Here is a 22,922-nt window from a genome sequence, read left to right on the forward strand (position 1 = left end):
GGTACGCGCCGAAAAGGAGGGCGCGCGCAAATCGACTATAATCAACACATTAGCAACAAATTCAGGCCTGTGAAGCACAATCCACAATATATTGTGAGGCAGAGCACGACGAACGCGCCCATGTTGGGCGCGTTGTTTCCTCGGCGTCAAAAATGTGGTGCCGCGTCAGGCTGTTCGGCGCCGCGTGCGGGCCCGCCCGCCCGGATCAGGCCGGCACGCCACGCAGGGAGTTGGGTCCGCTCTCGACGATTCGCACCCGCCGCAGATCTCCTGCCGCGATATCGTCGGCTTCGACATGCACGGCATGGAGGTATTCGGACTTGCCCACCATCTGGCCCGGCAGGCGGCCGGGCTTCTCGAAGAGCACGTCCACCTCCCTGCCGACCATCGCGTCCTGAAGCGCGCGCTGCTGACGCGTCAGAAGAGCCTGCAGTCGCTGGAGCCGGTCGTCCTTCTCGGCCTCGGGCACCTGGTCGCGCTCGGCCGCGGGCGTGCCCGGACGGGTGGAATACTTGAACGAGAAGGCCGAGCCGTAGCCCACGGCCTCGACCAGCGCCATGGTCGCCTGGAAGTCCTCCTCGGTCTCTTCCGGAAAGCCCACGATAAAGTCGCCCGAGAGGTGCAGGTCGGGACGCGCCGCGCGCAGCCGCTCGATCAGACGCAGGTATGCCCCGGCGGTGTGCTTGCGGTTCATCCGCTTGAGGATGCGGTCCGAGCCCGCCTGCACTGGCAGGTGCAGGTAGGGCATCAGCGACGCGCAGTCGCCGTGCGCCGCGATCAGGTCGTCGTCCATGTCGTTGGGGTGCGAGGTGGTGTAGCGGATGCGCTCCAGCCCCTCGATCCGGTCCAGCGCGCGAACCAACCGCGCCAGCGACCAGTCCCCGCCCTCGCCCGCGCCGTGGTAGGCGTTGACGTTCTGACCCAGCAGGGTGATCTCGCGCACGCCGCGGTCCACGAGGTCGCGCGCCTCGTCGAGCACCTGCGCCACCGGCCGAGACACCTCGGCGCCGCGGGTATAGGGCACGACGCAGAAGGCGCAGAACTTGTCGCAGCCCTCCTGCACCGTGAGGAACGCGGTCGGGCCGCGCTTCGCCTTGGGCCCCCGCCCCTTGAGCGCGGCAAACTTGTCCTCGGCCGGGAAGTCGGTGTCGAGCGCCTTTGCCCCCGTGCGCGCCTTCGCCTCCAGCTCGGGCAGGCGGTGATAGCTTTGCGGGCCGACCACGAGGTCCACGAGCGGCTGACGGCGCAGGATCTCCTCGCCCTCGGCCTGCGCCACGCAACCCGCGACGCCGATGCGCAGGTCGGGCTTCTCGGCCTTGAGGTCCTTGTAGCGGCCGAGTTCGGAATAGACCTTCTCGGCGGCCTTCTCGCGGATGTGGCAGGTGTTCAGCAGGATCATGTCCGCGTCGTCGGGGCGGTCCGTCGCCACGTAACCCTGACCGGCAAGCGCCTCGGTCATGCGCTCGCTGTCGTAGACGTTCATCTGGCAGCCGTAGGTCTTGACGAAGAGCTTCTTCTGGGCGGTCATGCGCGGGCCTCCCCGGGGCGGCGTTTGGCGTGCGATCGAGACGCGCCTATACCCCATGCCCCCCGGCGCTTGCAATGCGGCCGCGCATGGCGGAACGTGCGCTCCGGGCAAGGCGACGGGCGGACAATGCGGCACGACGGGCTGGACGATTTCCTCAGATCGGCGGGCGAGACGCTGGCCAAGGGCCCGGTCGCGCTGGTCTTCGCCGAAGACGACGTGGAGATCGACACCACCATCCGCCATCACATGCAGCTCGGGTTTCGCACCGTCGCCGTCTTCATCGCCCCGGTCTACGATCTTGCCCCGGACGTCGCCGAGGCGGTGCACCGGGTGGACCACGACCCCGGCGGGACAGATGCTGTCACACGGGTCGTGGACCGGGTGATCGCCGCGGCGCCGGGCGTCTGGCTCTACTACTGCTACAACGCCGAGTACCTGTTCTATCCGTTCTGCGAGACACGCTCGGTCTCCGAGATGCTGGCCTTCCACACCGAAGAGCGCCGCGACGCGATGCTGGCCTACGTGGTGGATCTCTACGCCGACGATCTCGACCGATGCCCCGACGCGGTGTCGCTCGACCGGGCTCATCTCGACCGGGCGGGCTATTATGCGTTGGCGCGTCCGGATCCGGCCAACCACAACCATCCCAAGGAGCGACAGCTCGATTTTTTCGGGGGCCTGCGGTGGCGCTTCGACGAGCACGTTCCGGTGGACAAGCGCAAGATCGACCGGATCGCGCTGTTCCGGGCCAAGCCAGGCCTGAGGCTGCGGCCCGACCACACGTTTTCGGACGAGGAATACAACACCTACGCCTGTCCGTGGCACAACAACCTGACGGCGGCGATCGTTTCGTTCCGCACGGCAAAGGCGCTCAAGCGGAACCCCGGCTCCACCTTCGACATCCGCAGCTTCACCTGGCACAACTCGACGCCGTTCGAGTGGCATTCGCGGCAGCTTCTGGACCTCGGTCTGATGGAGCCGGGGCAGTGGTTCTGAGCGCGCGATCACGCGCCTGCAGGGTTCAGTCGAATTCTTCGGTAATGATGTCGTCCTCGGGCACGCCGATCTCTTTCAGCGCGCCGGCGATGTCGTCGAGCATGGCGTCGGGCCCGCAGACGTAGCACTTGCCATCGCCGGGCGTGACATGTTGCGACAGCATCTCCTTACCGATCTCGGCCTGGTAGAGCGGGCTGTCCTTGTCCTCGGTCACGACGAACACGCACTCGAGCCCGTCCATCCCCTCGAACGTGTCGCGCAGGATGATGTCCTTCTCGGTCTTGTTCGAGAAGATCAGCTTCGAGCCAGACAGCGAACCGTTTTCGGCCAGCCGCTTCTTGAGGATCGAGATGAACGGGGTAACGCCCGCGCCGCCGGCGATGAACCAGCCGGGGCCCTTGTCCTCGATCGCGCCCCACGGGTCGTCGATCCGGACGGTATCGCCGGGCTGAAGCTTGCCGATCTGCTCGGTCACGCCGTCATGATCGGGATAGGACTTGATGACGAATTCGAGCGTGTCGTCGCCGGGCAGCGAGGTGAAGGTGAAGGGCCGCTTTTCGTCGCGCCAGCCGTCGCGATCGAGTGCAAGGTCCACGGCCTGACCCGGCTTGAACTCGACCCCATCGGGGCGGTCGAAGACGAGGTGGTTGGTATCATGCGTGACCGGTTCGATGCGTTTGAGCGTGAGCGTGTGCGGCATGGGTGAGATCCCCTTTGTGTGCAGTCGGGGGTCAACCTAGTCCGCGTCGGCCAAGTTCCGAGGGCAGCGGGCCGCGGCACGCCTCGGTCCGTCGCGGGCCTCGCGCAGGATCACGCCACCTCGCGATCCTGCGGTCGCTCGGCGGCCGCGTTCGGTGAAGGGGCCGGGATCGGCGCAGGCGCCGGGATGGCGACGCGGGGCATTCGCGCGGGGTCGGTCCCGGCGATGCGCGCGCCGCCCCGGACGAGGGCACGGGCGGTCAGTAGTGCCCCCACCGTGCCGAGAGGACCGCGGGAGGCAAGACCACGCGGCGCCCAGTCCGGGCGGAACGCCTCCTTGAAGCGGCGCAGGCCGTGCAACCCCAGACGTCCGCCACCCAAACGCCAGACCACACCCCCGAGGCGCGCAGCCCACGGCGCACCGCGTCCTCGCGGCAGGTCCGACAGCGGCGCCATGCAGAGATTGAACCGGTCGGCCCCCGCCTGCCCCGCCGCGTCGATCCCCGCCGCGACGAGCCGTTGCATGGCACCGGCGGGCGCATCCGGCGTCATCCGCATGAGATCGAGCATCCACTCGCGCCCGTCGCCCGAAGTCCAGATGGTCGCGAAGGCGACGAGTTGCCCCGCGACCCGGCCGGTGACGGTCACGTGTCGCGCGGCGAAGTCCGGGGCCCAGTGCCCCATGGAGAAGGTCTGCTCGCGCCCGCTCTTGGCGTCGCGCCAGGCATCAGCGACGGTCCCCATCTCGGCCAGCGGCGCGCCGCCCGGCGGGTGGACCCGGACGAACATCCCGGCCTTGTCCGCGGCCCGGCACTTGCGCCGCAGCTCGCGCCGCGCAGGCACGTCGAGGGTGAAGTCCGCGGCCGCCACGCTGGCCTCGGACCCGAGCGGGCTGACCGCGAAGCCGGCGGCGCGCCAGATGTCCTCGGAGGCGGGACCGACCTTGTAGCCCGCGAGCCGGGCGCCGGCGGCGCGCGCCTCGAACGCAAGGCCGTCGATCACCTGCGGCCAGTCCTCTCGCGGGCCGACCGGGTCGCCCATCATCAGCCACGTGCCGGCACCCACGCCATACATGGCGAAGGCGCGCGCATCCTCAGGGGCGAAGACGTGCTTGTCGCCGAGATGCACGAGCGCGGCCTCGGCCTGACCGCAGGCGTCCAGCACCCAGCGCAAGCGGTCGTCGAGTGCGCGGCCGGCCAGGATGCGTGTCCCGGACCGTGCGGGCGCGCGCACAGCGACGACCAGCGCCAGCGCGCCGGTCGGCAGGTAGTAGAGCGCGCGCCACACAAGGATCGCCGCTGCCAGATCCTCGGTCGGCACGGCGGGCAGCGCGAGCAGGAGCGTCGCCTCGAACGGCCCCACACCGCCCGGCAGATTCGCCATGTGACCAAGCGCCAGCGCCGCCATGAAGATCGCCACGAAACCCGTCGGTCCGGGGAGGCCCTCGACCGGCAACAGGACCGCGAGCGACAGCGCCGCCGGGACGAGGTCGGCGACCGCCAGCGCCGTCGCCGACACGAGCCACTTCACGCAAGGAAGCCGCACCTGCACCGACAGGAACGACAGACGTTCCGGCAGCCAGCGCCGGGCCAGTGCGCCCGAGGCGACGAGCGCGAGCACCGCGCAGGCCACTGCGCGGACCGCGTCGGGGCGGGTCCCGAGCAGGTGCGCCAGCGGCTTTGGATCAAATGCGAGAAGCGCTGTCAGCGCCACAACAAGCCCGGCAAAAAACCCTGCCGTGACCAGCGCGGTGAGCGCGACGATCTCGGGCGCGGACAGGCCGTTGGCGCGGTAGATGCGGGCCCGCGCGAGGCTGCCCGTCACCAGGCCCATGCCCAGCGTCTGCGCGGCCACCGCCCCGCCGAAGCCACCGGCCAACGCCCGGCGCCATGGCACGTAGCGGCCGAGCCGGGTGAGCGCGAGCCGGTCGTAGCCCGCAAGGCCCGCGTGGCTGAGCAGCGCCAGCGCGAAGGACGCCACGAGCGCCTCGGGCGGCAGGTCGATAGCCGCGTCCCAGACGCGCGAGGCATTGAGCGCCACCACCTGATCGCCCACCAGCCAGAGCGACAGGGCCGCGAGCGAGATCGCCAGCGCCGCGCGGAAACGCCCGGCCCGGCCGGGGCGGGGATCGGCCGAAGCCCGTGCCGGGATCATCGCGATCCGCCGCGCACGCGCATCGCCGCGGCGCGCACACCGCCCGCACCGTCGATCGTGTCGTTTGCTTGCATGGCACACCTTCCCGCTGACCCGGCGCAGGGACTAGCGGAGAAGGTGTTTAGGGCCGGTGAACGGGCCTGTGCCCGTCCGGCCTCAGAGGTTGTCGAATTGCGGCATGCCGAGCACGTGGAAGCCGCCGTCCACGTGGATGACCTCGCCGGTCGTGAACGCGCCGGCGTCGGAGGCCAGCCAAACCGCAGTACCGCCCACCGCCTCGAGCGTCGCGTTCGAGCGCAGCGGCGAATTCGCCTCGGTGTGCTTGTAGCTGCGCCGCGCGCCGCCGATCGCCGCGCCCGCGAGCGTCTTCATCGGGCCGGGCGACAGCGCGTTGACGCGGATACCCTCGGGGCCGAGGTCATTCGCGAGGTACCGCGTGGTCGACTCGAGCGCGGCCTTGGCCACGCCCATGACGTTGTAGTTCGGGACCACCTTGTTCGACCCCTGGTAGGTCAGGGTCATCATCGTTCCGCCGTTCGCGACCATCATCGGGTGCGCACGGCGGGCGACCTCGATGAACGAGTAGCAGGAGATCTCCATCGAGTGCTTGAAGTTCTTGCGGCTGGTATTGAGAAACCGGCCCTGCAACTCGGACTTGTCCGAGAACGCGATGGCGTGGACGAGGAAGTCGAGCGTGTCCCAGCGCTGCCCCAGCGCCTCGAACGCGGCGTCGAGCGACTCGTCGTCGCACACGTCCACGTCGAACAGCATGTCCGACCCGACGCTTTCGGCGAGCGGCGCGAGGCGCGCGCCAAAGGCCGCGCCCTGGTGGGTGAAGGCCAGTTCGGCCCCCGCCTCGTGCATCGCCCGTGCGATGCCCCACGCGATCGACCGGTCGTTGGCCACGCCCATGACCAATCCGCGCTTGCCCGAAAGAAGTCCCATGCGTCGTTCGTCCTCAGTGCGTCCGGCCGCCCGGATCAGTCCTGGAAACGGCTCAGCAGCATGGACCCGTTGGTCCCGCCGAAGCCGAAGGAGTTGGTCATCACCGTATCGAGCCCTGCGCCCTCGACGAGGTCGGTGGCGATCTCGGCCGGGTTCAGCGCGGGGTCCAGCGTCTCGACGTTGATCGAGGGCGCGATGAAGTCGTGGTGCAGCATGAGCAGGCAGTAGACCGCTTCCTGCACGCCGGCGGCGCCCTGGCTGTGGCCGGTCATCGACTTGGTAGACGAGACCGGGGGCGTACTGCCCTCGCCGAAGACGCGGCGCATCGCCTCGATCTCGCCCACGTCGCCGACCGGGGTCGAGGTGCCGTGCGCGTTGACGTAGCCGACCTTGCGGCCTTCGGGCAGCGTCTGCAGCGCGATCCGCATCGCCCGCTCGCCGCCCTCGCCCGACGGCGCGACCATGTCATGGCCGTCGGAGGTGGCACCGTAGCCGGTGACCTCGGCATATATCTTGGCGCCACGCGCCTTGGCGTGCTCGAGCTCTTCCAGCACAAGCATCCCGCCACCGCCGGCGATGACGAACCCGTCGCGGGCCGCGTCGAAGGCGCGGCTCGCCTTGTCCGGGGCGTCGTTGAACTTGGACGACATCGCGCCCATCGCGTCGAAGAGGCACGACAGCGTCCAGTCGAGCTCTTCCCCGCCGCCGGCAAACATCACGTCCTGCTTGCCCATCATGATCTGCTCTGCGGCGTTGCCGATGCAGTGCAGCGAGGTCGAGCAGGCCGAGGTGATCGAATAGTTGATGCCCTTGATCCGGAACGCCGTCGAAAGGTTCGCGGAGATCGTAGAGGACATGCACTTGGGCACGGCCGTGGGCCCGATGCGCTTGGGTGCGCCGGCCTTCAGCACGGTCTGGTGCGCCGCGAACATGGCCGAGGTCGACGGCCCGCCCGAGCCCGCGACAAGACCGGTGCGCGGGTTGACCACGTCGCTCTCCTCGAGGCCCGCGTCGGCGATGGCCTGGGTCATGGCGATGTGGGCATAGACTGCGCCCGGCCCCATGAAGCGCAGCGTGCGCTTCTCGACGTGGTCCTTCACGTCGAGCTTCACGTCCCCCGCGATCTGACTGCGGAAGCCGTGCTCTTTCATGTCCTCGTTGGCTGTGATGCCGGATCGGCCCGCCTTCAGCGAGCCCAGCACTTCGTCAGCGTCCGTGCCGATGGACGACACGACCCCGAGTCCGGTGACGACGACGCGGCGCATGGCGCCCTCCTTCCCTGTCGGATCAGCTCTCGGAGAGAGCGACCTTCATGTCCTTGACCTGGTAGATGGTCTCTCCATCGGCCTCGACCCGGCCGTCGGCCACGCCCATGGTCAGGCGACGGGTCTGCACGGCCTTGGTGAAATCGACGTAATACGTCAGCATCTTGCGGTCGGGGCGGACCATGCCGGTCAGCTTCACCTCGCCCACGCCCAGCGCGTAGCCCCGCCCCTGCCAGCCGCGCCAGCCGAGGTTGAATCCGGTAAGCTGCCACAGGCCGTCGAGGCCGAGGCATCCGGGCATGATCGGGTTGCCGGGGAAGTGGCACTCGAAGAACCACAGGTCGGGGTGGATGTCGAATTCGGCCACGACGTGGCCCTTGCCGTGCGGTCCACCGTCGCCCGAGATGTCCGTGATCCGGTCCATCATCAGCATCGGCGGTTCCGGCAGCTGCGCGTTGCCGGGGCCGAACAGCTCCCCGCGCGCGCATTTCAGAAGGTCGTCCTTGTCGAAACTGGTCGGATAGTCGGCCATTTGCCCGAGGCGCCCCATGTCTGCGTGCGGTTGCAAGGTTCGCGTCCGTCTATCACCGGCCCTCGGACCGACGCAAGCCTGCCGAACGTGACGCTCCTTCGCCGCACGCTCTCGGCGATTCCGTTTGAAATCAGGGGGCCCGCGCCCTTATATAGAAGCTAGCCATGACACAAGCCGATCCTCAGAGCATGACCGACGACGCCCTCCAGCGCGGAGGCGACTGGCTCAGCCAGGGCGGCCTGCGCCCGACGCGACAGCGCGTGGCGCTGGCCGCGCTTCTCGTGGGCGACGGCGATCATCGTCACGTCACCGCCGAAAGCCTCTTCGCCGCGGTCAAGAAGACCGGCGAGAAGGTGTCGCTGGCCACGGTCTACAACACCTTGCGCGCATTCTGCGACGCGGGCCTCATGCAGGAGGTCACGGTGGACGGATCGAAGAGCTACTTCGACACCAAGACCCACGACCACCCGCATTTCTTCTGGGAAGAGGATGGCCGTCTGACCGACGCCCCGGCCGACCAGCTCCAGATCGCGCGGTTGCCCGACGCCCCCGAGGGGGCCGAAATCGCCAGCGTCGACGTGGTCATCCGCCTGCGCCGCCGCTGAGGCGGACGCCCCTCAGATCAGCCGCACGCCGGCCTGCCAGACCCCCGCAAGATGCAGCGCATCGTCGAGCAGGCACAGGTCTGCGCGGCGACCCTTTCCTATCCGGCCCAGGTCCACACGTTCGATTGCGTCTGCGGGCCGCGCCGTCGCCATGGAAAGCGCGGTTTCGAGCGACGCACCGGCCGCGTGCATGACACGCACCGCCCGCGGAAGATCGAGATCCGCCCCGGCCAACGTGCCGTCCGCAAGCGTCAGCCGACCTTCAGAGCGCAAGATCGTACGGCCATTGAGTTCGAACGACTGCGCCTCGGTACCCGCCACGGCCATGGCGTCGGAAACGAGGAAGAGCCGGTCGGGCTTCGCCGCCTGCGCAACCCGAAGCGCCGCGGGGTGGACGTGCACTTCGTCCGCGATGATCCCCGCCCAGACCGGACGGTCCAGCGCCGCGCCCACGAGCCCCGGCGCCCGGTGCGTCAGCGGTGACATCGCGTTGTAGAGATGCGTGACCATGCCGGCGCCGGCGTCCAGTGCCGCGCGGGCATCGTCGTAACTCGCCTCCGAATGCCCCAGCGACACGATCGCGCCCGCGCGCCGCAGGGCGCGGACCTGCTCCGCGCTCACCGCGCCGGGGGAAAGCGTGACGATCAGGCTCGGCAGCGTTCCGGCCGCGGCGCAAAGGAGGTCGAGATCCGCCGCCTCCATCGAACGGATCAGTGCCGGGTCGTGGGCCCCCGCCCGGACCCGGTCCAGATGTGGCCCTTCGAGGTGGAGGCCCGCGACGCCCGGCACTCCTTCCCTCACTGCCGTCTCAACCGCGGCGATGGCCGCGCGGGTGATCTCCAGCGTGTCGGTGATGAGCGTGGGCAGGATCGACGTCGCGCCCAGCCGCGCGTGCGCCTCGGCCATGCGCGCCACCGTCGCCGCCTCGGGCGCGCCGTTCAGCATGAGGCCGCCGCCACCGTTCACCTGCAGGTCGACGAACCCCGGCGCAAGGACGCCTCCACCGAGATCGACGCGGTCACCCTCGGCCTCCGACTCCGGAACCACCCGGAAACAGCGGTCGCCTTCGAGCTCCAGCGCATGGCCGTCGGGCCACATCCGGTCGCCGTCGAAGATGCGGGCGCCGGTGAGGACCTGCCTGTCTGCGCGCGTCATCGCTGCCCCCTGAACTCGTGCGCGAGCCGCAGCGCGCCGTCGAGCGCCGTACCCGCCGGCGGCACGTGCGCCGCGGCCATGTCCTGAGGCAACCAGTCGAGATAGGCCGCGCCGAGGCCGCCGATCAGGCTCAACGGCTCCGACGGCGCCCAGCGCAGCGCCGAAAGCGCACGGCGCATGTAGCCTGCCCCCTCGCGCAGCAGCGCCACGGCGTGAGGGTCGTCGCCCCCGGCGGCCGCCGCGATCTCGGGGGCCAGTGCCGCGAAGTCGGCCGGCGCGGCGTCGCGCGCGAAGCCCACGATGCCGGCGACCCCGCCGTGCCGGTCGAGCAGCACATCGGTGAGCGGGCTGGCATCGGCAAGCCCCTCCGCCGCGTGCAGGGCGCGCGAGAGTGCGGAGCGTCCGAGCCAGGCCCCCGAAGCCTCGTCGCCCAGCCGCAGTCCGTGCCCGCCGACAGCACGCGCCGCATCGCCGGACTTCCGCGCCGCGAAGGACCCGGTGCCGAGACCGACCACCGCGCCGTCGCGTCCGTCCAGCGCCCCCTCGAGCGCCGCGCGCCAATCCTCCTCGATCCGCGCGTGGCGCAGAGGCAACGCCCGGCGTACCCGATCCGCGATGCCGGCATCGATCACACCGGCCAGCGCCAGACAGGCGGGTGCGAAGGTCAGGTCCGCGCCCACGTCCCCCGCCAGCTGGCCGAGCCCGTCCCGCAGGACCCGCAGCGCGCCGTCGAAATCGGTGTAGACATTGGCCGGCCCGAGCTCGACCGTCACGCGGCCCGCCGGACCGTCGCACAGGAATCGGCTGCCGCTGCCGCCGCCGTCCACCGCTATGACGCGCTCGCCCGGGATCATCGCCTGTCCGCCTTCCCTCGCTGGTGCCCGCGGCCGGACTCGAACCGGCACGGCTTGCGCCTAGGGATTTTAAGTCCCCTGTGTCTACCATTCCACCACGCGGGCCAGCGGCGTCCAGCCTTACCGCGCCGCGCCTTCGGCGCCAAGGCGGGCGGGCGGCGGAAGCGAGGAAATTCCGACGATGCGCGAGGCAAACGGCCCCGCCCTCAGGCGGTGTCGGACACGCCATCCTCCTTCACCGCCTGCATCGCCACGTAGGTCGAGGTGGACGCGATGTAGGGCAGTGTCGAGATGCTCTCGGCCAGCACGGCGCGATAGGCCCGCATGGAGCCGGTACGCACTTTGAGCAGGTAGTCGAAGTTGCCGGCGATCAGGTGCGCCTGTTCGATCTCGGGGATCCTCGCGACCGCGTCGTTGAACGCGGCGAGCGCGTCTTCGCGGGTATCGGTCAGCCTGACCTCGACGAAAGCGACGTGATCGAGACCCAGCCGGATCGGGTCGAGGATCGCCCGGTAGCCGCGGATCGCGCCCGTCTCTTCCAGCCGCCTGAGACGCGCCTGCGTCGGCGACTTGGACAAACCGATCCGGCGGGCCAGTTCTGTGATGGAGATCCGGCCCTGCTCTGCAAGCGTGGAAAGGATGGCATGGTCGAATCGGTCGAGCGCCGGGATTTCGGATTGCATCGGCGAACACCCCCAGATCAGGCGATCCGCCCGTGGGGCGGCTCAAGATCGGGAAATAATACGCGTGCCACAGGCGTATGCTAGCTCAAACCGACAGAGGACCGACATGCCCAGAGACATCGCTTCCGACCTCCGCCGCACGATCGATTCCCAGACATATGCCCGCGAAACGCCCCTGGTGGGCGAGTTGCGCAGCCTTTCGGGGCTGTCGGCGGCGGACCGGCAGGCGATCAGCAAGCGCGGCGCGGACCTCGTGCGCGACATCCGCGCCGATGCGAGCCCCGGGCTGATGGAAGTGTTCCTCGCCGAATACGGCCTCTCCACCGAGGAGGGCATCGCGCTCATGTGCCTCGCCGAGGCGCTCTTGCGGGTGCCGGACGCCGAGACCATCGACGCGCTGATCGAGGACAAGATCGCACCGTCGGACTGGGGCAAGCACATGGGCCACTCGGCCTCGCCGCTGGTGAACGCCTCGACCTGGGCGCTGATGCTGACCGGGAACGTGCTCAAGGACCGCGACCCGGGCATCGCCTCGCACCTGCGCGGCGCGATCCGGCGCATGGGCGAGCCGGTGATCCGCCGCGCCGTGGGTCAGGCCATGCGCGTCATGGGCCAGCAGTTCGTGCTGGGCGAAACCATCGAGGGCGCCATGAAGCGCGCCTCCAAGCAGGAGGCCAAGGGCTACACCTATTCCTACGACATGCTGGGCGAGGCTGCCCGCACCGAGGACGACGCCCGCCGCTATCACCTCTCCTACTCGCGCGCGATCAACGCCATCGCCACGGCGGCGAAGTCCAAGAAGATGCGGGACAATCCCGGCATCTCGGTGAAGCTGTCGGCGCTGCACCCGCGCTATGACGAACTGCAGAAGGACATGGTGGCCGACACCGTGGTCCCGCGCCTGCGCACGCTCTGCCAACTGGCGCGCTCGGCGGGGATCGGCCTCAACATCGACGCAGAGGAGGCCGACCGCCTGGCGATCTCGCTCGACGTGATCGAGGAAGTGCTGTCCGAGCCTTCGCTGAAGGGCTGGGACGGCTTCGGCGTGGTGGTCCAAGCCTACGGCAAGCGTGCGGCACCGGTGCTCGACTGGCTGAACGACCTCGCCACCCGGCTCGACCGGCGGATCATGGTCCGGCTGGTGAAAGGCGCCTACTGGGACACCGAGATCAAGCGCGCGCAGGTCGCCGGGCTCGAAAGCTTTCCGGTCTTCACCTCGAAGGCGGCCTCGGACATCAGTTTCATCGCAAACGCCCGCAAGCTGCTGCAAATGACGGACCGCATCTATCCGCAGTTCGCCACCCACAACGCGCACACCTGCGCGGCCGTCCTGCACATGGCCGAGGACATGGACGTGCCGAAGGAGGCATGGGAATTCCAGCGCCTGCACGGCATGGGCGAAACGCTGCATGACCTGCTGATGCAGAACGAGGGCGTGCGCTGCCGGATCTACGCCCCGGTTGGGGCCCACAAGGACCTGCTGGCCTATCTCGTGCGGCGCCTCCTCGAGAACGGGGCGAACTCGTCCTTCGTGAACCAGATTGTCGACGAGGACGTTCCGCCCGAGACCGTGGCCGCCGACCCGTTCGAGCTGGTTAGGGACAACGGCCTGACCTTCGGCCCGGACCTGTTCCAGCCGGAGCGGAAGAACTCCATGGGGTGGGACCTGCGGCACCGTCCGACACTCGAGGCGATCGAGGAGGCGCGCGGGGCCTTCGAGCGGCATCAATGGGCGACTTCGCCGCTCTGCGCGGTCGAGGCGCCGGCGGGTGATACCGACCCCGTGCCGAACCCCGCGCGCCCGCGCGACGAGGTGGGCCGAGTGACGTGGGCCACGCCCGAGACCGTCGCCGCGGCGGCCGATGCCGCGCGTCCGTGGGACGCCACACCCGAGGAGCGCGCGCAGGTCCTGAACCGCATCGCCGATCTCTACGAGGAGAACTACGGCGAGCTGTTCGCGATCCTGCACCGCGAGGCGGGCAAATCGCTGCTCGACGCCGTGGCCGAGGTGCGCGAGGCGGTGGACTTCCTGCGCTACTACGGGGCGCGCACGGCGGGCGACCCGCCGGTGGGCGTCTTCGCCTGCATCAGCCCGTGGAACTTCCCGCTGGCCATCTTCACCGGCCAGATCGCGGCGGCCTTGGCGACCGGGAACGCGGTGCTGTCGAAACCCGCCGAGCAGACGCCGCTGATCGCCCACCGCGCGGCACAGCTCATGCACGAGGCCGGGGTGCCCGCGACCGCGCTGCAGCTCCTGCCCGGCGCGGGTGAGGTCGGCGGTGCGCTCACCTCGAACCCCGCCGTCGGCGGCGTGGCCTTCACCGGCTCCACCGAGACCGCGCAGATCATCCACAAGAGCATGGCGAAGAACCTCGCGCCCGGGGCGCCGCTCATCGCGGAGACCGGCGGCCTGAACGCGATGATTGTCGACTCCACCGCCCTGCCCGAACAGGCGGTGGCCGCGATCTGCGAAAGCGCGTTCCAGTCGGCGGGCCAGCGCTGCTCGGCGCTGCGCTGCCTCTACGTGCAGGAGGACATCGCCGACAGCTTCCTCGAGATGCTCACCGGCGCGATGGACGCGATGCGGATCGGCCGGCCCTGGGACGTCTCGACCGACGTGGGCCCGGTGATCGACGCCGAAGCGAAGGCAGGGATCGCCAGCCATATCGACGAGGCCGAAGCCGACGGGCGTCTGCTCAAGACAACGGACACCCCCGACACCGGCCACTTCGTCGCGCCGACGCTGATCCGCGTGAATGGTATCGCGGACATCGAGCGCGAGGTGTTCGGCCCTGTCCTGCACGTGGCGACCTTCGCGGCCGACGGCATCGACCGCACCATCGACGCGATCAACGCCAAGGGCTACGGGCTGACCTTCGGCCTGATGACCCGGATCGACGACCGGGTGCAGCACGTCTCGGAGCGGATGAAGGTCGGCAACGTCTACGTCAACCGCAACCAGATCGGTGCCATCGTGGGCTCCCAGCCGTTCGGCGGCGAGGGGCTGTCGGGCACCGGGCCGAAGGCCGGCGGTCCGGACTACCTCGACCGGTTCCGGGTGCACCCGGCGCCGCAGGAGGGCGCAGGCTGGAGCGCGCAGGCCGATCCCGCCAAGCTGTCCAAGGCCGCGGCCAAGGCGGCTTCGGAAAAGGTCGTCGACCGCGACGAGCTGCCCGGACCCACGGGCGAGTCGAACGTGCTGTCGTTCCTGCCGCGTCCGCCGGTCCTGTGCCTCGGCCCGGGCAAGGACGCCGCCCGGGCGCAGGCCCAGGCGATCCGCGATCTCGGCGGTGTTGCGGTGGAGGCCGACGGCCACGTGGCGCCGGACGCGCTCGGGACGCTGGACGGTATTTCCGGCGCGCTCTGGTGGGGCGACGACGACACCGCGCGGCAGTATCGCGCGGCCCTGGCCGAGCGCGAGGGACCGATCCTGTTCCTCGCCACCGGCGCGCCCGACCGCGGCCACGCGCTGCTTGAGCGACACGTCTGCGTCGACACCACCGCCGCCGGCGGCAACGCCAAGCTGCTCGCCGGAGTGGCCTGATCCCGAAGCCATGGGCGCAAAAATCTTAAGTAAGATTTTTGCGCAACCGGCACGACGCCAATCGCCTCACGATCTTAATTAAGATCGTGAGGCCCCGGCCCCGGCTCTTGACCGCGCCCTCCGCCGCGCCAAGCTGCCTGTCATGTTCCCGATCCGCGATCACAACCCGTCGGGCCGCGTTCCCGTGGTGACCTATGCGCTGATTGCGGCGAACATCATCGTGTTCCTGAACTACTACGCCCTCTTCCAAAACGAGCTGGCGCTGAACCGTTTCTTCTGGGACTGGGCGCTGATCCCCGCAAGGCTGTCGACCGGCGAGGCGTGGAGCGGGCTGGCCACCTCCATGTTCCTCCACGGCGGCATCCTGCACCTGGCCGGCAACATGCTGTTCCTGTTCATCTTCGGTGACAACGTCGAGGACGAGATGGGCCATCTCGGCTACCTCGTCTTCTACCTCGCCAGCGGCATCGGCGCGGGGCTGGCGCAATACCTGACCGCGCCGCTGAGCCAGGTGCCCATGGTGGGCGCCTCGGGCGCGATCGCGGGTGTCATGGGAGCCTACCTCCTGCTCTTTCCCCGGGCGCGGGTGGACGTGCTCATCATCCTGATCGTGATCTTCCGGGTGGTGACGATCCCCGCATGGATCCTGCTCGCGCTTTGGTTGGGGATGCAGGCCTTCGGCGGACTCGGCACCCCGGCCGATGCCGGCGGCGTCGCCTACTGGGCGCATGTGGGCGGCTTTGGCGTAGGCGCGGTGCTCGCCATCCCGGTCTGGCTGCGGCGCGGCGGTCCCGCCTTCTGGCGCCGCAGCCACGGCCTTCCCCCTCACCCTGAGGTTCGATACCGTGCCGGACGGACCGACATTCCCACCGTCAGGAGGCGCCGCCGATGACCGAGACCGTCCACACGTCCTGCCATTGCGGCGCCGTCGAGCTGCGTGCGACCCTGTCCGAGACGCTCGACCAGGCGCGGCGCTGCGACTGCTCGTATTGCCGGCGGCGGGCGGCCCCCGTGGTCTCGGCCCCGCTCGACAAGCTGGAAGTGCTGAAGGGGCGGGACGCGCTGACCCTCTACGAGTTCGGCACCCATACCGCGCAGCACTACTTCTGCGCCACCTGCGGCATCTACATGTTCCACAAGCGCCGGTCGAACCCGAAAGAGTACGGCATCAACCTCGGCACGATCGACGGGGTGAACCCCGCCGACTATGAGCCGATCGTGTGGAACGACGGAGTGAACCACCCCTCGGACCGGTAGGCCACGCTCGCGGGATCAGGTCCGGAAATGAACGCGGCCTCCGCCCCGGTGCACGGTGGGCGCGGAAGATAGTCGCGGCCAGGCTCCGGAGCCGCATTGAAAGTTCGGTAGCTGCAATTCAGCGCCCGCGGCCGCTTCGCATCAAGGCAACCGAGCAATTGGCTCGAATGCTGGTCACACGGGGATAGTGACCAGCCGAAGTACGGCTGCCGCCATCCAACCCTGTGCCGGGTTTCAGACCTCGCGGATCAGGCGCGCGAACTGGTCGAAGATCTGGTTGTTGGCGCAGAGGATGGTGCCGTCCTCGAGAGGCGTCTGCCCCTCGCGCACACCGCCCACCAGCGCGCCGGCCTCGAGCGCGATCAGGCTGCCCGCGGCAAGGTCCCAGATCTGCAGCTCGCGCTCCCAGTAGCCGTCGTAGCGGCCCGCCGCCACGTAGGCGAGGTCCAGCGCCGCCGAGCCCCAGCGCCGCACGCCCGCGCATTGCGGCATCAGCCGCGCGAGGTCCTTGAGCGTCGCCGGCAGGGTCCGCTTGGTGCCGAAGGGCACACCGGTGGCGAACAGCGCCTCGACCATCCGGGTCCGGCCCGAGACCCTCAGGCGCTTGGAGTCGTTCAGCCAGGCGCCGGAACCACGCTCGGCGTAGAACATCTCGTCCTTCGCGGGATCGTAGATCACCGCCGAGACGATGGCGCCCTTGTGCTCGAGCGCGATGGAAATCGCCCAGTGCGGCATCCCGTGCAGGAAGTTCGTGGTCCCGTCGAGCGGATCGACGATCCAGCGCCGGGTCGGGTCCTCGCCGGGGGTTTCGCCGCCCTCTTCGGCCAGCCAGCCGTAGGTCGGGCGCGCGCCCATCAGCTCTTCGCGGAGGATCTTCTCGGCCGCGAGATCGGCGCGGCTGACGAAGTCGCCGGCGCCCTTCATCGAGACCTGGAGGTTCTCGACCTCCCGGAAGTCCTTCACGAGGGACCGGCCCGCCTTCCGCGCGGCCTTCATCATGATGTTCAGATTGGCGCTGCCCTGCATCGGCCCGTCTCCCGGTTCCGCATCAGGGCGCGCGTATAGCCGCCCCCCGGCGGAATGCCAAGGGGCGCAAGGGTCGGTCTTCCCGGCAAATCAGCGGTAAACCACGCCCTTTTCGCCTTCGACGGCGTAGGCACCCGAAGCGCCGTAGCTGCGGTGGGCGCGGGAGGGGGTCGCGTGACCGCCCGCGCGGTTGATGTAGGGCCCGGCATTTGGCGTTCCGCACGATATCACGCCGCCGAGGACGACGGGCTGCAGACCCTGCGGGCAGTGGTTCGCCGCCGGGTAGCTGTGGATCATGAAATCCGAGTTGGGATCGTTCGTGGCCTCGCCCCGGTAGCTGTCGTCCCACGCCGCGGCAGCACCGGCCGACAGCGAAAGCGCGGCAGCGGCCGCAAGGATGGATGTCATACGCATGGTGTCGTCCCCCGGAAATCCGCGCGGCAGTATGCGTCAGACGGTACACCGGGCCGGGGGCAAGTCAAATTTTTCGCGATGAAACAGACGGGTTCGCCCCGCGAAACGCCTGCGGCTCCGGTTGGCGTACCCGATGCCCGGGCCGCCGGCCACTCCGTGCCCCTCTGCCCGCGGACACGAAAAACGCCCACGGCCCGCAAGAGGCCGTGGGCTTCAAGTCTGTCGGTGGCCGTCCGGTCAAGCGGGACGGCCGCCGTGCCTTCAGGCGATCAGAAGCGGTAGTTCACGTTGATGTTCGCCGTCGTTGCGTCGGCCTCGAGGCCGCCGTTATCGAAGTCGTCGAACTCGTGGTACAGCACTTCGGCGCCCGCGGTGACGTTCTCGGTCAGGAAGGTCTCGGTGCCGAGGCCCACGTAGTAGCCGTCCGAGTCGCCCACGGCGTGGTCGTCGGTGTAGGCCTTGGCGTAGCCGCCGGTGCCGTAGACCATGGTGCGGCCGAAGTCGTAGCCGAGACGCGGGCCGACGCGCAGGACGCCTTCGGCGTTCGCGGCACCGTCGAGGTCGATGTCGCCGCGGTCATACTGCAGGCCGAGACCCGCGACCGTGCTGCCGAAGTCGAAATCGTAGTAGCTGCGCAGACCATAGAGGCCGCCGTCGCCCTCGAGCTCGGGGTTCTCGGTCTCGATGTTGCCGTAGCCGATCTGGCCACCAACCGAGAGGCCGGAGAAGTCGTAGAGCGGAGCGCTCTCGACCGGGGCGACCGGCTGCTGCACGACCGGCTCGGAATAGGTCTGGGTCGGGCCGGCTGCGAAGGCCGCGGTGGTGGTGGCGGCGAGAGCGGTGGTGACGATCAGGATGCGTTTCATGATCGGGTCTCCTTCATTCCGTTTGGTGTCGACGCGGCCGGTGTCCGGCCCGCCGAGGTGTCGAGGAAATGGAGACTGAGGGGTATCCGTTCCACCCCTCGGCGTTCACACGTCCGTGGCGTCCCGCGCGCCACAGAACGGAGGTTTCTCAACCCTCTGCAGGAACCGGCCAAAGCCCGCCGATTGACCCCGGGGGAAGGCTCACCGCGCTGAAATGCTCGGTTTCAACGGCTCACGCGGAGGGGGCGTTCCGCCGTGATTCAAAGGGTAGCCGCGGGTGATCCTGCGGCAAGCGGCCAGGTGAGGTGGCGATCCGAGCGTGGAGGATTTTTCCGGTGTCGGCCTCATTGCGTGCAGGTCGAACACCGTGGACCTGTCCCGACGCCGGAGTGACGCCCTGGCGCGCAGGCTGACACCCAACACGGCGCGACCGCTCTTACAGACTCGAAGCGAGCACCCACCGGAACAAGCTGAAGGCGCCGGGCGATCGCCGGCCCGTCCCCGCGAGCTGGCACTTTGGTGGGGTTTCGCGCTCCGGTGGGTGCGGGAGTGGCTGGACCATAAAGCGCGCCGCTCCGGGCGGTGTCTGCGCCATCCCACGGATCGGCGCTCGCCTGCGGGCTCCGGTCCTGCAGAGTGACGGGCGGCACGGCGAAATATGTTCACGTGAGGAAATTCACCCTTTGCCGCTGAAAGCCCGCGGCAAAGCTAGACGAGCGCGAAGCTCGGCCCGGTCTCGGTGGCTCAAGTCCCCTCGATCACCCCCTGAAACTCCCGCCATTCCCCTTTGGACATGCCGGAATTCTCCTGCGTGACCTCCTCGCCCGCGATCATGCGCTTCACGCAGTCGATTGCCGCCGCCGACAGGGTCGCGCCGCCCATGCGATAGTCTTCGAAGGCCTTGTAGGCGAAGGGGACCCAGTCCTTGACCATACCGGCGATGGCCTCGGCATAGACGCGGATCTCGTACTGGGCGTGGGCGTCGGCGCGCAGGCGGAGGAAGTGCAGAAGGTTGTGGAGGTCGGTCTTCCAGTACCACTGCGTGTAGATGTTGGCGGGCAGGTTCATCCGCGCCAGCTCGCGCGCGAGGCCCTGCTGCCCCTCGGTCGAGATCATCTCCTCGTAATGGTCGTAGGCGCGCATGGCGTCGTCGCGCAGGTAGCGCAGCACACGCTCGGCCTCCTCGCCCTGAAGCGCCTCGCCGCGGCCCTGGTTGTTGACCACCGACTGCGCGGCGAGCGCGTCGGGCGCGGGGATGTAGAACTCGCGGTCGAGGATCGAGTAGCGCGCGGAATACTCGTTCACGTTGGCGGTGCGATGGCGGATCCACTGGCGCGCCACGAAGACCGGCAGTTTCACGTGCAGCTTGATCTCGCACATCTCGAACGGGGTCGAATGCCAGTGCCGCATGAGGTAGCGGATCAGCCCCTCGTCGTTCGAGACCGACTTGGTGCCGCGCCCGTAGCTCACCCGCGCGGCCTGCGTGATGGCGGCATCGTCGCCCATGTAGTCCACCACCCGCACGAAGCCGTGGTCGAGCACCTGCACCGGCGTGTAGAGGTGCTGCTCCATCCCCGGCGCGGTGGCGCGCAGGGTCGGGGTGGTCTCGGCGCGCAGGTCATCGACCTCGCGCAACTGCTCGGGGCTCAGGGGCATGGCGGGCCTTTCCGGTGAACGAGTCGCGCAGTGACTGTATCTTGCGGAGGCGACATACGGAACCACCATATCGGGTGGCGGCAAATCCGCCTCACCTGCCGCAAAAACCCGGCAACGCCGGCCTTGCGCGTTGACAGAAACGCACCGACCGCGATGCTTGCCAAAAAACGCACAGGCACAATTTCGAGGCAGTGATCTTATGGCGCGCATCGTGGCGATGATCCTGGCGCTGGCGCTTCTCGGCGCATGCGGCAGCACCGGAAACGACGGCTCCAACCCTCTCGACGAGGACGAGCAGGAAGACACCGGGGGCGATACCGGCGGCGACGGCTCGGACGACGGGTCCGGGGACCCGACCACGCCGATCGAGAGCGACCGCGAACTGCCGCCCGGCACCGCGCAGCCCACCCCGAACAACTCCATCGTGCGCTACGAGGCGCAGGACGACAACGGCGGCGGCTATGCCCGCAACATCCGCTACAATTCGGACGACGACACGTTCGAGGTCGACAACCTCGCCTTCGACGGGGACAACGTCTACCAGCGCGGCGGCCAACCCAGCTCGCAGAACGACGTGGGCTCGCTCGGGCCCTTCGCGGTCTACGAGTCGGACGTGAACTCGGTCGATCCGGTCACCGGCACCGTGGTCGACAACCTTGCCTACCGCGCGATCTACGGCGTCTCGACCTCGGGCCAGACCGAGTTCGCCATCGTCCGCACCGGAGACTATGCCGGCTACGGCTTCGGCGGCTTCGTCTACCAGCGCAACGGCGGCGACGGCGCGCTGATCCTGCCGACCGAGGGCGACGCGGCCTATTCGGGCGACTATGCCGGCATCCGCGTCTTCGACGGCGCGGCGGGGCTGGAATACGTCACCGGCGACGCGACGATGCAGATCGACTTCAAGGACTTCAACGAAAGCCGGTCGGGCGTGCAGTTCTTCGTTCGCAACCGGCGCCTCTACGACATCAACGGCGCGGATCTCACCGACGAATACATCGCCGCGCTCCAAGCCGACAATCCGGGCCTGGACGTGCCGCGCGATGGCGCCGGGAACGCCGTCCTGCCCAACGTCCTGCCGGTGGTCGAACCCGGCGTGGCCGACGCCAACGGCGAGATCGTGCAGAGCGTCTTCACCCGGATCCAGACCGCCGACGGCCCGCAGGAGCTGAGCGAAGGCCAGTACTACGCGATCATGTCCGGCGAGAACGCCGAGGAGATCACCGGCGTGCTGGTGGTGGAAGGCGACGACCCGCGCAGCAACGCGACCTTCCAGGAAACCGGCGGCTTCATCGTCTACCGGCAATGATCGACCGGCGCGCGCCCTCCCGGCGCCGTCCGATCCGGCGCGCGGCCCTCGGGGCCGCGTTTGCCGTTCTGGCGACGCTGTCCGCCCCCGGCGGGGCGATGGCGCAGGAGGCTTCGGGCCTCAGTGCCGGGCAGATGCGCCAGCTCGCCGCCGCCGATCTGGACGCGGGACGCCCCGCGGCCGCCCGCCAGGTCGCCCGCGCGCTGATCGACCGCGACCCCACCGACGTGCAGGCCCTGCTGGTGCTGTCGCGGGCCGAGCGAGACCTCCAGGACTTCGACGCCGCGCGCGATGCCGGCCTCGGCGCGTGGCGCCAGGCCGGCACCGACGACGAACGCTTCGCCGCCGCTCTCGCCGTCGCACAAGCGCTGTCGTCGGAGGGGGCACGGACCCGCGCCCAGCTCTGGCTGCGCCGCGCCATGCAGGTCGCACCGACCGAGCGGCAGAAGGCGCTTGCCGTGCGCGACTTCCGCTACGTGCGGCTGCGTAATCCGTGGTCCACTCGCCTGAGTTTCTCGGTCGCGCCGTCGTCCAACGTGAACGGCGGCTCGCGCCGCGACACGGTCGACCTCTACCTCGAGGACACGCCCATCGGGGACGTGCCGGTGGAGGCCGCGCTCGGCGGGGCGTCGAAGGCGTTGTCGGGGATCGAGTATTCCATGGGGCTCGCCACCTCGTATCGCCTGCACCAGACCGAGCGCAGCCGCCTCTCGGTGGACCTGCTGCTGGATCACACGACCTACACGCTGTCGGACGACGCGAAGGACATCGCGCCCGAGGCCGAAGGTGCGGACTTCGCCGTGTCGCGCGCGGCGCTCGGGCTCACGCGGGACTGGACGGCGCCTTCCTCGCGGCTGGGGCTGCGCTATGGCGCCAGCATCATGCGCACCGACTACGGCGGCGAACCGCTCGTGCGCACGCTCGCGGCCCACGGCACCCTGCGCTACGCCCTGACGCCCGAGGTCATGGGCCAGCTGACCGCGCGGCGCACCTGGGACGCGGGCTACGACACCCGCGCCGACGCGACCGGCTGGCAGCTTGCCGCGGGGCTTGCGACCAGTATCGGCGCGAACAATACCCTAAGCCTGCGCGGTCGCTGGCAGGATGTCACCTCCGACTCCGGGGCCCTCGATTACATCGAGCGCGCGGTGGACGCAGGTCTTGGGCTCGGCACGCCGATCCTCGGCACGGACGTGTCGTTCAACCTGACCGCGGCGCAGCGAAAGCACGACGACCACCCCTACTCGGCCGACGGGCGCGAGGACACGCGGCTTTCGGCGTCGGCGACGCTGACCCTGCAACAGATCGACTATTACGGCTTCGTGCCCGACATCACCTTCGAGGCCAGCCGGACCGAGTCTTCGCTCGGACTCTACGATTCCGAGGAGTTCGGCATCTCGCTCGGCATCCGCTCGCGGTTCTGATCGCCGCCGC

20 protein-coding genes and 1 tRNA gene are annotated in these 22,922 nt (G+C 69.2%); 7 read left to right on the top strand and 14 right to left on the bottom strand.

Translation table 11 applies throughout. The features are described 5' to 3' along the window. Positions 1 to 205 precede the first annotated feature (205 nt). Positions 206 to 1,528, bottom strand: coding sequence for a tRNA (N6-isopentenyl adenosine(37)-C2)-methylthiotransferase MiaB (miaB, locus tag BMX29_RS02670; RefSeq protein WP_092810202.1), 1,323 nt, complete (start codon positions 1,526 to 1,528; stop codon positions 206 to 208). A gap of 126 nt (positions 1,529 to 1,654) precedes the next feature. Between miaB and BMX29_RS02675 the strand changes: the two genes are divergently transcribed. After that, positions 1,655 to 2,524 carry a hypothetical protein gene (locus BMX29_RS02675; RefSeq protein ID WP_092810204.1) on the top strand — a complete coding sequence of 290 codons (870 nt, stop codon included), beginning with the start codon at positions 1,655 to 1,657 and terminating at the stop codon, positions 2,522 to 2,524. A 25-nt stretch (positions 2,525 to 2,549) separates the two neighbouring features. On the opposite strand, the gene BMX29_RS02680 is transcribed toward BMX29_RS02675, so the two are convergent. The 5 genes from BMX29_RS02680 to fabA form a co-directional block, all read right to left on the bottom strand. Then, positions 2,550 to 3,224, bottom strand: coding sequence for an FAD-binding oxidoreductase (locus BMX29_RS02680; protein ID WP_092810206.1), 675 nt, complete (start codon positions 3,222 to 3,224; stop codon positions 2,550 to 2,552). Between the two features lie 110 nt (positions 3,225 to 3,334). Continuing rightward, positions 3,335 to 5,377 carry a bifunctional lysylphosphatidylglycerol flippase/synthetase MprF gene (locus tag BMX29_RS02685; protein WP_092810208.1) on the bottom strand — a complete coding sequence of 681 codons (2,043 nt, stop codon included), beginning with the start codon at positions 5,375 to 5,377 and terminating at the stop codon, positions 3,335 to 3,337. Positions 5,378 to 5,533: 156 nt separating this feature from the next. After that, on the bottom strand, positions 5,534 to 6,322 hold the full coding sequence (locus tag BMX29_RS02690) for an enoyl-ACP reductase FabI (RefSeq protein WP_092810210.1): 789 nt from the start codon (positions 6,320 to 6,322) through the stop codon (positions 5,534 to 5,536). A gap of 35 nt (positions 6,323 to 6,357) precedes the next feature. Then, positions 6,358 to 7,587, bottom strand: coding sequence for a beta-ketoacyl-ACP synthase I (fabB, locus tag BMX29_RS02695; protein WP_092810212.1), 1,230 nt, complete (start codon positions 7,585 to 7,587; stop codon positions 6,358 to 6,360). A 22-nt stretch (positions 7,588 to 7,609) separates the two neighbouring features. Beyond that, the gene (gene fabA / locus BMX29_RS02700) at positions 7,610 to 8,119 is read right to left on the bottom strand and encodes a bifunctional 3-hydroxydecanoyl-ACP dehydratase/trans-2-decenoyl-ACP isomerase (RefSeq protein ID WP_043843374.1); all 510 of its coding nucleotides are present in this window, start codon (positions 8,117 to 8,119) and stop codon (positions 7,610 to 7,612) included. 188 nt (positions 8,120 to 8,307) lie between these two features. On the opposite strand from fabA, the gene irrA reads away from it, so the two are divergent. Then, positions 8,308 to 8,724 carry an iron response transcriptional regulator IrrA gene (gene irrA / locus BMX29_RS02705; RefSeq protein ID WP_092810214.1) on the top strand — a complete coding sequence of 139 codons (417 nt, stop codon included), beginning with the start codon at positions 8,308 to 8,310 and terminating at the stop codon, positions 8,722 to 8,724. Positions 8,725 to 8,736: 12 nt separating this feature from the next. Here the strand turns inward: irrA and nagA are convergent, their stop codons facing one another. The 4 genes from nagA to BMX29_RS02725 form a co-directional block, all read right to left on the bottom strand. Then, the gene (gene nagA, locus BMX29_RS02710) at positions 8,737 to 9,879 is read right to left on the bottom strand and encodes an N-acetylglucosamine-6-phosphate deacetylase (protein ID WP_092810216.1); all 1,143 of its coding nucleotides are present in this window, start codon (positions 9,877 to 9,879) and stop codon (positions 8,737 to 8,739) included. After that, complete coding sequence (locus BMX29_RS02715; RefSeq protein ID WP_092810218.1) at positions 9,876 to 10,733, bottom strand: glucosamine kinase nucleotide-binding domain-containing protein; 858 nt, start codon at positions 10,731 to 10,733, stop codon at positions 9,876 to 9,878. Before BMX29_RS02715 ends, nagA begins: the two co-directional genes overlap by 4 nt. Before the next feature lie 21 nt (positions 10,734 to 10,754). After that, a tRNA-Leu gene (locus BMX29_RS02720) sits at positions 10,755 to 10,838 on the bottom strand. A 101-nt stretch (positions 10,839 to 10,939) separates the two neighbouring features. After that, positions 10,940 to 11,416 carry an Lrp/AsnC family transcriptional regulator gene (locus tag BMX29_RS02725; RefSeq protein ID WP_092810220.1) on the bottom strand — a complete coding sequence of 159 codons (477 nt, stop codon included), beginning with the start codon at positions 11,414 to 11,416 and terminating at the stop codon, positions 10,940 to 10,942. A 106-nt stretch (positions 11,417 to 11,522) separates the two neighbouring features. Here BMX29_RS02725 and putA point away from each other — a divergent pair, with 106 nt between their 5' ends. The 3 genes from putA (at position 11,523) to BMX29_RS02740 (ending at position 16,217) form a co-directional block, all read left to right on the top strand. Further along, positions 11,523 to 14,960 (top strand): bifunctional proline dehydrogenase/L-glutamate gamma-semialdehyde dehydrogenase PutA, encoded by a 3,438-nt coding sequence (putA, locus tag BMX29_RS02730; protein WP_092810222.1) that lies wholly within the window; start codon positions 11,523 to 11,525, stop codon positions 14,958 to 14,960. Positions 14,961 to 15,102: 142 nt separating this feature from the next. Further along, a complete protein-coding gene (locus BMX29_RS02735) occupies positions 15,103 to 15,852 on the top strand; it encodes a rhomboid family intramembrane serine protease (protein WP_092810224.1) in 750 nt (249 codons plus the stop codon). Further along, complete coding sequence (locus tag BMX29_RS02740; RefSeq protein WP_092810226.1) at positions 15,849 to 16,217, top strand: GFA family protein; 369 nt, start codon at positions 15,849 to 15,851, stop codon at positions 16,215 to 16,217. Before BMX29_RS02735 ends, BMX29_RS02740 begins: the two co-directional genes overlap by 4 nt. A gap of 234 nt (positions 16,218 to 16,451) precedes the next feature. Here the strand turns inward: BMX29_RS02740 and BMX29_RS02745 are convergent, their stop codons facing one another. The 4 genes from BMX29_RS02745 to thyX form a co-directional block, all read right to left on the bottom strand. Next, the gene (locus tag BMX29_RS02745; protein WP_092810228.1) at positions 16,452 to 17,243 is read right to left on the bottom strand and encodes an inositol monophosphatase family protein; all 792 of its coding nucleotides are present in this window, start codon (positions 17,241 to 17,243) and stop codon (positions 16,452 to 16,454) included. A gap of 90 nt (positions 17,244 to 17,333) precedes the next feature. Next, the gene (locus BMX29_RS02750; protein WP_092810230.1) at positions 17,334 to 17,657 is read right to left on the bottom strand and encodes a hypothetical protein; all 324 of its coding nucleotides are present in this window, start codon (positions 17,655 to 17,657) and stop codon (positions 17,334 to 17,336) included. A 269-nt stretch (positions 17,658 to 17,926) separates the two neighbouring features. Next, entirely contained in the window at positions 17,927 to 18,523 is a 597-nt protein-coding gene (locus BMX29_RS02755; RefSeq protein ID WP_092810232.1) for an outer membrane protein, read from the bottom strand. A gap of 744 nt (positions 18,524 to 19,267) precedes the next feature. Further along, a complete protein-coding gene (thyX, locus tag BMX29_RS02760) occupies positions 19,268 to 20,179 on the bottom strand; it encodes an FAD-dependent thymidylate synthase (RefSeq protein ID WP_092810234.1) in 912 nt (303 codons plus the stop codon). Between the two features lie 199 nt (positions 20,180 to 20,378). Here thyX and BMX29_RS02765 point away from each other — a divergent pair, with 199 nt between their 5' ends. After that, positions 20,379 to 21,488 (top strand): hypothetical protein, encoded by a 1,110-nt coding sequence (locus tag BMX29_RS02765; RefSeq protein WP_092810236.1) that lies wholly within the window; start codon positions 20,379 to 20,381, stop codon positions 21,486 to 21,488. Then, positions 21,485 to 22,912 (top strand): surface lipoprotein assembly modifier, encoded by a 1,428-nt coding sequence (locus BMX29_RS02770; protein WP_092810238.1) that lies wholly within the window; start codon positions 21,485 to 21,487, stop codon positions 22,910 to 22,912. The genes BMX29_RS02765 and BMX29_RS02770 overlap by 4 nt, the downstream gene beginning before the upstream one ends. Positions 22,913 to 22,922: the final 10 nt, after the last annotated feature.

The organism is Roseivivax marinus, assembly GCF_900109705.1.
In the GTDB taxonomy this organism is placed as follows: Bacteria; Pseudomonadota; Alphaproteobacteria; order Rhodobacterales; family Rhodobacteraceae; genus Roseivivax; species Roseivivax marinus.

What these genes read in the sequence shown, in the direction of transcription:
- BMX29_RS02715 (WP_092810218.1), bottom strand. Translation starts at nt 10,733, where the DNA reads ATGATCCCGGGCGAGCGCGTCATAGCGGTGGACGGCGGCGGCAGCGGC.
- BMX29_RS02750 (WP_092810230.1), bottom strand. Translation starts at nt 17,657, where the DNA reads ATGCGTATGACATCCATCCTTGCGGCCGCTGCCGCGCTTTCGCTGTCG.
- fabB (WP_092810212.1), bottom strand. Translation starts at nt 7,587, where the DNA reads ATGCGCCGCGTCGTCGTCACCGGACTCGGGGTCGTGTCGTCCATCGGC.
- BMX29_RS02740 (WP_092810226.1), top strand. Translation starts at nt 15,849, where the DNA reads ATGACCGAGACCGTCCACACGTCCTGCCATTGCGGCGCCGTCGAGCTG.
- thyX (WP_092810234.1), bottom strand. Translation starts at nt 20,179, where the DNA reads ATGCCCCTGAGCCCCGAGCAGTTGCGCGAGGTCGATGACCTGCGCGCC.
- BMX29_RS02725 (WP_092810220.1), bottom strand. Translation starts at nt 11,416, where the DNA reads ATGCAATCCGAAATCCCGGCGCTCGACCGATTCGACCATGCCATCCTT.
- BMX29_RS02770 (WP_092810238.1), top strand. Translation starts at nt 21,485, where the DNA reads ATGATCGACCGGCGCGCGCCCTCCCGGCGCCGTCCGATCCGGCGCGCG.
- BMX29_RS02735 (WP_092810224.1), top strand. Translation starts at nt 15,103, where the DNA reads ATGTTCCCGATCCGCGATCACAACCCGTCGGGCCGCGTTCCCGTGGTG.
- BMX29_RS02675 (WP_092810204.1), top strand. Translation starts at nt 1,655, where the DNA reads ATGCGGCACGACGGGCTGGACGATTTCCTCAGATCGGCGGGCGAGACG.
- miaB (WP_092810202.1), bottom strand. Translation starts at nt 1,528, where the DNA reads ATGACCGCCCAGAAGAAGCTCTTCGTCAAGACCTACGGCTGCCAGATG.
- BMX29_RS02690 (WP_092810210.1), bottom strand. Translation starts at nt 6,322, where the DNA reads ATGGGACTTCTTTCGGGCAAGCGCGGATTGGTCATGGGCGTGGCCAAC.
- irrA (WP_092810214.1), top strand. Translation starts at nt 8,308, where the DNA reads ATGACCGACGACGCCCTCCAGCGCGGAGGCGACTGGCTCAGCCAGGGC.
- BMX29_RS02755 (WP_092810232.1), bottom strand. Translation starts at nt 18,523, where the DNA reads ATGAAACGCATCCTGATCGTCACCACCGCTCTCGCCGCCACCACCACC.
- BMX29_RS02745 (WP_092810228.1), bottom strand. Translation starts at nt 17,243, where the DNA reads ATGCAGGGCAGCGCCAATCTGAACATCATGATGAAGGCCGCGCGGAAG.
- putA (WP_092810222.1), top strand. Translation starts at nt 11,523, where the DNA reads ATGCCCAGAGACATCGCTTCCGACCTCCGCCGCACGATCGATTCCCAG.
- BMX29_RS02680 (WP_092810206.1), bottom strand. Translation starts at nt 3,224, where the DNA reads ATGCCGCACACGCTCACGCTCAAACGCATCGAACCGGTCACGCATGAT.
- nagA (WP_092810216.1), bottom strand. Translation starts at nt 9,879, where the DNA reads ATGACGCGCGCAGACAGGCAGGTCCTCACCGGCGCCCGCATCTTCGAC.
- BMX29_RS02685 (WP_092810208.1), bottom strand. Translation starts at nt 5,377, where the DNA reads ATGATCCCGGCACGGGCTTCGGCCGATCCCCGCCCCGGCCGGGCCGGG.
- fabA (WP_043843374.1), bottom strand. Translation starts at nt 8,119, where the DNA reads ATGGCCGACTATCCGACCAGTTTCGACAAGGACGACCTTCTGAAATGC.
- BMX29_RS02765 (WP_092810236.1), top strand. Translation starts at nt 20,379, where the DNA reads ATGGCGCGCATCGTGGCGATGATCCTGGCGCTGGCGCTTCTCGGCGCA.